Raw genomic sequence first — 7,492 nt, forward strand, 5'->3', positions numbered from 1 at the left:
CCTGAGTCGCGCTTTCCCTTGCCGGCGGGTCCCATCCGCCGCGTCATGCGGTCCGAGCGGAGCGCCATGCGGATGAGCAAGCTTTCAACGGTCGCGATCGTGGGCGCCGGCCCCTATGGCCTGTCGGTCGCGGCGCATCTCGCGGCGGCCGGCGTCGAGGTGCGCGTCTTCGGCGCGTCCATGCAGACCTGGCGTGAAGGCATGCCGAACGGGATGTTCCTGAAGTCGGAGGGCTTCGCGTCCAGCCTGTCCGACCCCGAAGGCGCGTTCACGCTCGGCCACCACTGCCGCGAGCGCGGCATCCCCTATGCCGACATCGGCTGGCCGGTGCCGGTCGACGTCTTCGCAGACTACGGCGCGGAATTCGCCCGCCGCTTCGTGCCGGGGCTCGACGGCCGCCGCGTGGTCCGCGTGGCGCGGTCCGGCGCCGGCTTCCGCGTCGAGCTCGAGGACGGCGACGCGGTCGCGGTCGGCCGCGTGGTCCTGGCGACGGGGATCGGCGCCTTCGCGCGCGTCCCCGCGGAGCTGCAGGGCCTTCCGGACGCCGTGCTCAGCCATTCGAGCCATCACGCCGACTATTCCGCCTTCGCGGGGCGCTCCGTCGCGGTGGTGGGCGCCGGCGCGTCCGCGCTCGACGCCGCCGCGGCGCTGCGCCGCGCCGGCGCCGCCGTCACGCTGGTCACCCGCCGCGCGGCCGTGCGGTTCTACGAGGCCGGCCGCCCGCGCCGCCCGGTCGACGCGCTCCTGTCGCCGCTGACCCCCCTCGGGCCGGGCTGGAAGAAGTGGCTCTGCTGCCACGCGCCCGGGCTGTTCCACGCCCTGCCGGAGCGCCTGCGCGTGCGCATCGTGCAGCGCTACCTCGGGCCGTCGCCGGCCCGGTTCGTCCGCGACGCGATCGAGGGGCACGTCCCGTACCGCTTGAACAGCCGCATCGTCGGCGCCGAACGCGCGCCCGACGGCCGCGTCGCCCTCGCCATCGACCGCGCGGGCGCGGGGCGCGACACGCTGACGGTCGACCACGTGCTGGCGGCGACGGGCTACAGGGTGGACGTGTCGCGCCTCGGGTTCCTCGACACCGCGCTGGTGGCCGCCATCGCCACGGTGGACGGGTCGCCGGCCCTGTCGCGCGACTTTGAAAGCACCGTGCCGGGGCTGTATGTCGTCGGCACGCCCTCCGCCTACAGCTTCGGCCCGATGTTCCGCTTCGCCTGCGGGGCAGGCTACGCGGCGGGGCGCCTGACCCGCCACGTCCTGGCTCGCGGGGCTGCCGAACGGCGGTCGGGGAGCCGGGTCGGCCTTCCGGCACTCGCGCCCCGCGCGTTTCGCGGCTGACCCGGTCCCGGGCCGACCGGACCCGGGCCTGCGTCGCCGGGCGGCGCGGCGCCCGGCCGAAGACGTCCGCCGTGACCCGGCCCGAACGGGGCGGCGTCATCCCACCCACCGATCCGGCAGTGTCCCGATGAGCCTCGGCCAGCCCCGCATCCTGTTCCTGACCCTGTCGGACGACGTCGGCTCCGAGCGCATCGTATGCGAGATGGGGCGGCTCGGCGCCGCCTGCGCGGTGATGGGACGCGCGGACGCCATGGCGGCCCGCTCGCTGCGCGTGTCGCACCACCACCGGCTCCCGTCCCGCGGCGGCCTGTGGGCGGCGGCCCTCGGGGTCGGGCGCGGGCTCGCCGCGACGGCCTCCGAATGGAAGCCGGACGCCGTCGTGCCGCTCGACGACATGGCGGCGGGCGTGCTGCGCGACCTCGCCACCGCGCCCCGCACGGGCGCCGGCGTCCGGCTGCTGCTGGAGCGTTCCCTGGGCGACCCGCGGCATTACCGGACCGCCTGCTCGCGGGCGCGCCTGATCGAGGCGGCGGCTGCGCTGGGCCTCCGCGTCCCCGCCCAGCGCCCCGCCGGCGATGCCGCCGGGGCGGCGCTCGGCTTCCCCCTGATGGTGAAGCGGGAAGGCACGTGCGGCGGCACCGGCGTCGCGCTCGTGCGCGACGACGCCGAACTCGCGTCGGCGGTCCGCGCCGCCGCCCGCAGGGCGGGGGTGAAGCGGGCGCTGCGCCGCCTCGTCGGCTTCCGGCCGGACCGGGACGGGGCCGCCGTGACGCTTCAAGCCCATGTCGCCGGGACCCTGGCGATGCGGACGGTGGCCTGCGACCGCGGCCGGGTGCTCGACGGCATCAGCTTCGCTGCCGAGTCCCTCGACCCGCCGGTCACCGGGTCCAGCACCGTGGTGCGCCCGATCGACCATCCCGAGATGGCGGAGGCGGCCGTCCGGCTCGCCGCCGCGCTGGGCCTGTCCGGTTTCGCGTCCTTCGACTTCATCGTGGCACCCGACGGCGCGGCCCACCTCATCGAGATGAACGCCCGTCCCATCGGCAGCGGCCACCTCGGGCGGCGCTTCGGGCACGACCTTTACGGCGCGTGGCTGCGCGCGCTGCCGGGCTCCGTCGAGGCGGTGGCGCCCGCCGTGCCGGACGCGCCGTGCCGCGTGGCGCTGTTCCCCAAGGAGCTCCGCCGCGACCCCGGCAGCCCCCTTCTCGCGGCGCCCGACGCCTTTCACGACGTCCCCTGGGACGAGCCCGCGATCGTCGAGGGCTACAGGGCGAGCGTCCTCGCGCGTCACCCCGAAGCCGGCCCGGCGATCGCGAAGGCGCTCGGGCCGGCCCGCGACGGCGCGCCGCCGCGGCCCCGGATGCGGATGCGGCCCGCCTTCGCGCGGCCGAGGAGCTGAGGGCAGGGGCGGCTCAGGACCGGGACGCGCGGGAAATGGGCGCCGCTGGTGCCGGGACCGCCCGGCACCGGCCGGGTACGCGCGCAGCCCTCAAAGGTAGCCGACGGTGCGGTGCCTCACCGCCGCGGCGGTGAGCGGCGCGGGGCCATCCGTCTCGCCCACGCGCCAGCCCCCGGCCAGGGCCGCCATGCCGATGACGCGCTCCACCGCGTGGGCGTGGGTACCGTCCTGGCCGATCGGCTCCGGCTCGAATCGGGCCGGGTCGAGGTGGGGCAGCAGCGCCGTCAGGTAGCCGCCCCGGATCCAGAACATCGTCCCCGCGATGAAGGCGAGGTCCTCGTCGCGCGCATCGACGCCCGCGACCTCGCGCATCAGCGCCCGCACGGCGTCGCGGTTGCGGCCCCAGTAGACGGGATGGCCGACGAAGGAGCCGGGCGCGCCGAGGAGGGCGAGCCGCGGGTCGGCGGCGAAGCGCTTCAGCGCGCGCCCCGCCGCGAAGGGGCCGGGGAGGAGGCCGCGCAGCGTGTCGCGCCGCCACCACTCGCCCGCCGCCGAATAGGCGCTGCGCTTGCCGTGGATCTTCAGCACCGCCGCGTCCGGCCCGAGATCGAGGCTGCGCGCCACAGTGACGAAGGGCAGGAGGTCGCGACCGCGGTTTTCGGTTTTGTGGAAGAAGACCGGCGCGCGAGAGCGGCGCCGATAGGGCGCCCAGGCGACGAAGACGGCCGGGTCGCTCGAGGTCACGTGCAGCGCGGCGCCCCGCGGCAGCGACAGGAGCCGCCCGGCGAGTTCGGGCACGAGGTCGGGATAGTGGCAATGGCAGATCGCCACGACGGAGCCCGGCGGCACCGCGGGCTGCAGCGGACCGGCCAGGGCGGCGAAGCCGCGCCGCGCCGCGCCGCCGAGCGGAGCCCGGAGCCGTCGCGGCACGAGCCCCCGCGGCGTCAACGCGCCCTCGCCCGCAGCGCGCGCAGCCGGTCGAAACCGCGATGCAGTGCCGCCAGCGCGGCCCGCGTGCCCGGCACATGGCGGCCGAGCCACAGGAGGCCGCCCTGGACGAGGCGGCCGGACAGGCCCGCCAGCCGGTCGAGCTCGTCGGCGTCGTCGGCGTCGCCGAAGGCTCGCGCCCGCATGAAGCTCATGCGGCCGCGCAACGCGTCGACGCGGCGCACGACGCGCGCTCGGTCGGCGCCGTCCAGCGCCGCGTCGAGCGCGGCGCGGAGGTCGTCCGCGGCATCGTCCCAGCCCCGGACCGGCCCGTCGTCGCGCCGCTCCGTCCAGCGCGGCGGATCGGCGAGGCGGCGCAGGAGGTCTGCGTCGTCGCGGTAGCGGTGCACGTTGGCGCGTTCGGGCAGGCCCGCCGCGATCTCGCCGTAGGGTGGCAGGTCGCGCACCAGGATGGGCCGGCGGTGCGCGAGGGCGTCGAGGATGGGAAAGCCGAAGCCCTCGTAGATGGACGGGTAGACGACGATCCGGGCGGCCGCGTAGAGCGCCGCCACGCGCTCCGGTGGCAGGCCGCCCGAGGCTACCCCGTCGACGCCGCTCACCGCTCCCGGCGACAGCCCCAGCGCCGTCACGGTGCGGCCGAGGTTCGCCGCCGCGACGACCCGCGCGGTGTCGCGCAATCGCTTGTGGGGCAGGGCGTTGCCGATCATCAGCACGCTGCCGTCCGCGGGAGCGTCGGGCACGGCGCCCAGGCGGTAGTCGGCGAGGTCGAGCGAATGCAGCGACGCCAGGGCGGGGCCGGGCGGCGGCCCGAAGCGGCGGGCGAACTGCCGCGCCGTGAAGGCGCTGTTGAACAGCAGCGCGTCTGCCTCGGCGACCGCGAAGCGCCACAGCGCGTCGAGTTCGTCCGGGGCGTCGTGCCCGCAGTCGAGCCCGATCGTGTCGAGCATGAACAGGACCAGCACGGGCGCCCGCCGGACGGCCGCGTCCATCTCGCCCCACAGGAACGGCTGGCCGAAGCGCACCAGGGCGGCGAACACGGCCGCGTCGGCCGGGTCGACCCGCGTCACCGCGTCCCCGAGGTCGCCGAAATGGAACGCGAAGGCCGGGGCGCTCGCCACGACGTGGAGCGCGAGATCGGTCCAGCGCGCGGCCGCGCGGCCCACGAGCGCGCGGGCCAGGAGGGTGGTGCCGGAATGGCTCGGGCCGGCGTGGCCGAGGTCGAAGGCGATCCGCAGCTTTCCGTCGGGCCCGGGTTCCAGGCCCCCCATCAGCGCCTCGGCGAGGGCGGGGGCCGAGGTGGCCTGGCGCTTCAGCGCCGGGCGCCAATCCTCCGGCACCGGGGCGGGCGCGGCCGGGACGGCGCCTTCGGGGTGGACCGCTTCGGCCCCGCCCGCCACGGCGACGCGGAAGCCGACGCGGCCCAGCGCCAGGAGCGGGCCGGCGAGGTCGTCCCCTTCGGCCGAGAACGGGGCCTCGCCCAGGGCCGCCAGCGCGGACGCCTTGAGGTAGGCGCAGCGGCGGTCCGGCCGCAGCACGTAGTCGAGCGCGGGGCGACGGCCGCGGGGCGTCGCGGGCCGGCCCGCGGTGAACCGGGGCAGCGCCGCCACCACCATGGGGTCGAGGTCCGCGGCGCGGCGCAGCTCCGCCACGGCGTCGGGCGTGATCAGGGTGCGGGCGTCCACCACGAGCACGTCGGTGTTCGCCGCCGCCGACCGCTGCAGGAAGGCCCGCAGCGTACCGGGGGGTACGGCGCGAGCCTCGACGAGGGAGACCCCCGCGGCCGTGAGGGCGGCCCCGAGGCGCGCCGCCGCCGCGGCCGCGCCGAGGTCGCCCACCTCGGCCTGGACGGCCACGCGCAGGTCGGCCGAGCACCGCCACGGGCCGTCGGCGACATCCCCCATCGCCGTCATGCCGTCGCCGCGGCTGTGCCGAGCGCGTCGATGCGGGACGCCGCGACGGCGAGCAGGCGAGGCCAATCCATGTCGCCGCCGTGCCGCAGCACGTCCACGGTGGCGTACCACGGGCCCTGCGGCCCCGCGACGCCCCAGCGCCAGCAGCTGTCGGGCCGCGACAGGAGCAGCGCCGGGACGCCGCCGGCCCCCGCCAGATGCACCACGGCGGTGTCGACGGAGACGACGAGGTCGCAGGAGGCCACGAGGGACGCGAGGTCCAGGAAATCGCGGATGGGCGGCGCGTCCACGTTCGGCTCGACGGCCAGCCGTGCCGCTTCTTCCGGGGTGAGGCTGTTCGGCAGGACGACGAAGTCCACGCTGCGCGCGGCGAAGAGGCGCGCGAAGGTGTGGAGCGGGATCGACCGCGTGGCCTCGTATTGGCGGGGGTGACCCCGCCAGCACACGCCGACGCGCCGCCGCGCGCCGCTGCGCCGCGCGGGCGTGCCGAGGCCGAGGTAGCCGGCGCGGGGCTCCAGGTCCGGCGCGTCGAGCACGCCCGCGAGGTGCATCGAGGGCACGAACAGGTCGTAGTCGGGCTCGCGCGCGCGCTCGTCGAGGAAGGCGACGCGCGGGAACTGCCGCGCGAGCAGGCCGAGCAGCGGCGCCGGGACCCGGGCCAGCACGACCGCGTCGGGTTCGCGCGCGAGGAGGCGGGGCAGGAAGCGCGCCATCTGGATCATGTCGCCGAGCCCGTGCTCGAACAGTACCATGAGCCGCCGCCGCCCCAGCGCTTCGCCGCCCCATTGCGGCCGGTGGCGGCGGAGCGGATAGGCGCCCGACAGGACGTCCGCGGCGTGCCAGCTCGCCAGGCCGTCCAGCACCAGCCCCGTCTTCATCAGGTGGAAGCCGTAGACCTCGCGCGCGTAGGGATTGCCGCCGTCGCGGCGGAGGGCGCCCTCGTAGGCTTCGCGCGCCTCGTCCATGCGGCCCAGGGCGTCGCACAGGTCGCCGCGCAGCGTCAGCGCGCCGCGGTCGGTGCCGATGCCGTCGAGGTCGACCGCGGCTTCGCCGAGCTTGCCCAGGCGCAGGGCCGCCCGCCGCCCCACCTGGGCGACGCGTGCCGCGAAGGCCGTCCCGGCGGTCGCGGCGGTCCACAGCGGCAGCGCCGCCGCGATGCCGCCGAAATCCCAGGTCGCCAGCAGGCTGTCCGCCGCGACGGCGGCTTCGAGGGGCGTGGGACGATCGAGCGCCCCGGCCGCCGCGGAAGCGGCCGTGAAACGGTGGCGGAGGTAGGGGGTCAGCAGGGCGTCGCGCGCCCCGGCGAGGTCGCCGGCCTCGACCGCGACGGCGGACAGGCCGCCCCACCGGTTCAGCACGTCGGCGAGGAGCCGGGCGCGCCGCTCGGGGGCCGACGGCAGCGGCCGGCGCGCGAGGTAGAACTCCGCCGCGCGGATGCGGGCGAGGTCCGCCGTCACCGACAGCCCGTTGTCGCGCAAGAGGCGCGCGGCGGACCTCGCCTTTCGAAACACCGCCATGGGGGTCAGCGGCTCCGGCGTTTCGGGCGGCGAACGCGTCCGTTCGGCTCGCGGTCCGGCATCGCGTCGCCGTCAGCCGGCGAGGCTGGGCGACAGGCGATCTCCCGCGTCCTGGTCGGGCGCGTCGTCGTCGGGGGCGTCGGTGTCATCGTTGGGCGGGAGCGGCGCCGACGCCTGGGCGACGCCGTCGATGTAGCGCGCCCACACCGCGTCCACGGTGCCCTCGCCCACGATCTCGCCCGCTTCGAGCAGAACGGCGCGGTTGCAGTAGGTTTGCAGCGAGCCGACGTCGTGCGACGCCAGGACCAGGATCTTGGCGCTGTCCAGCATGGCGTCGAGCCGCGCCTTGGCGCGCGCCGCGAAGCCCGCGTCGCCGAAGGAGATCA

At 76.8% G+C, this 7,492-nt stretch carries 5 protein-coding genes and 1 pseudogene; 2 read left to right on the forward strand and 4 right to left on the reverse strand.

The genetic code is table 11. The features are described 5' to 3' along the window. Positions 1 to 72: 72 nt before the first annotated feature. On the forward strand, positions 73 to 1,332 hold the full coding sequence (locus D3273_RS08035; RefSeq protein ID WP_165359420.1) for an FAD-dependent oxidoreductase: 1,260 nt from the start codon (positions 73 to 75) through the stop codon (positions 1,330 to 1,332). 127 nt (positions 1,333 to 1,459) lie between these two features. Continuing rightward, entirely contained in the window at positions 1,460 to 2,731 is a 1,272-nt protein-coding gene (locus tag D3273_RS08040; RefSeq protein ID WP_129225260.1) for an ATP-binding protein, read from the forward strand. Positions 2,732 to 2,821: 90 nt separating this feature from the next. Here D3273_RS08040 and D3273_RS08045 read toward each other — a convergent pair whose 3' ends face one another. The 4 genes and pseudogenes from D3273_RS08045 to D3273_RS28155 all read right to left on the reverse strand — a co-directional run. Continuing rightward, positions 2,822 to 3,679 carry a rhamnan synthesis F family protein gene (locus tag D3273_RS08045; RefSeq protein WP_165359421.1) on the reverse strand — a complete coding sequence of 286 codons (858 nt, stop codon included), beginning with the start codon at positions 3,677 to 3,679 and terminating at the stop codon, positions 2,822 to 2,824. Further along, complete coding sequence (locus tag D3273_RS08050) at positions 3,676 to 5,589, reverse strand: glycosyltransferase (protein ID WP_129225262.1); 1,914 nt, start codon at positions 5,587 to 5,589, stop codon at positions 3,676 to 3,678. Before D3273_RS08050 ends, D3273_RS08045 begins: the two co-directional genes overlap by 4 nt. Beyond that, positions 5,586 to 7,106 (reverse strand): glycosyltransferase family protein, encoded by a 1,521-nt coding sequence (locus tag D3273_RS08055; RefSeq protein WP_129225264.1) that lies wholly within the window; start codon positions 7,104 to 7,106, stop codon positions 5,586 to 5,588. The genes D3273_RS08050 and D3273_RS08055 overlap by 4 nt, the downstream gene beginning before the upstream one ends. A 72-nt stretch (positions 7,107 to 7,178) precedes the next feature. Continuing rightward, positions 7,179 to 7,492 (reverse strand): annotated as a pseudogene (locus D3273_RS28155) (hypothetical protein); the annotation flags it as partial.

The organism is Lichenibacterium minor (assembly GCF_004137685.1).
Lineage (GTDB): Bacteria > Pseudomonadota > Alphaproteobacteria > Rhizobiales > Beijerinckiaceae > Lichenihabitans > Lichenihabitans minor.

Bases quoted from the DNA above. Each gene is read 5' to 3' on its own strand.
- D3273_RS08035 (WP_165359420.1), top strand. From the start codon at position 73: ATGAGCAAGCTTTCAACGGTCGCGATCGTGGGCGCCGGCCCCTATGGC.
- D3273_RS08040 (WP_129225260.1), top strand. From the start codon at position 1,460: ATGAGCCTCGGCCAGCCCCGCATCCTGTTCCTGACCCTGTCGGACGAC.
- D3273_RS08050 (WP_129225262.1), bottom strand. From the start codon at position 5,589: ATGACGGCGATGGGGGATGTCGCCGACGGCCCGTGGCGGTGCTCGGCC.
- D3273_RS08055 (WP_129225264.1), bottom strand. From the start codon at position 7,106: ATGGCGGTGTTTCGAAAGGCGAGGTCCGCCGCGCGCCTCTTGCGCGAC.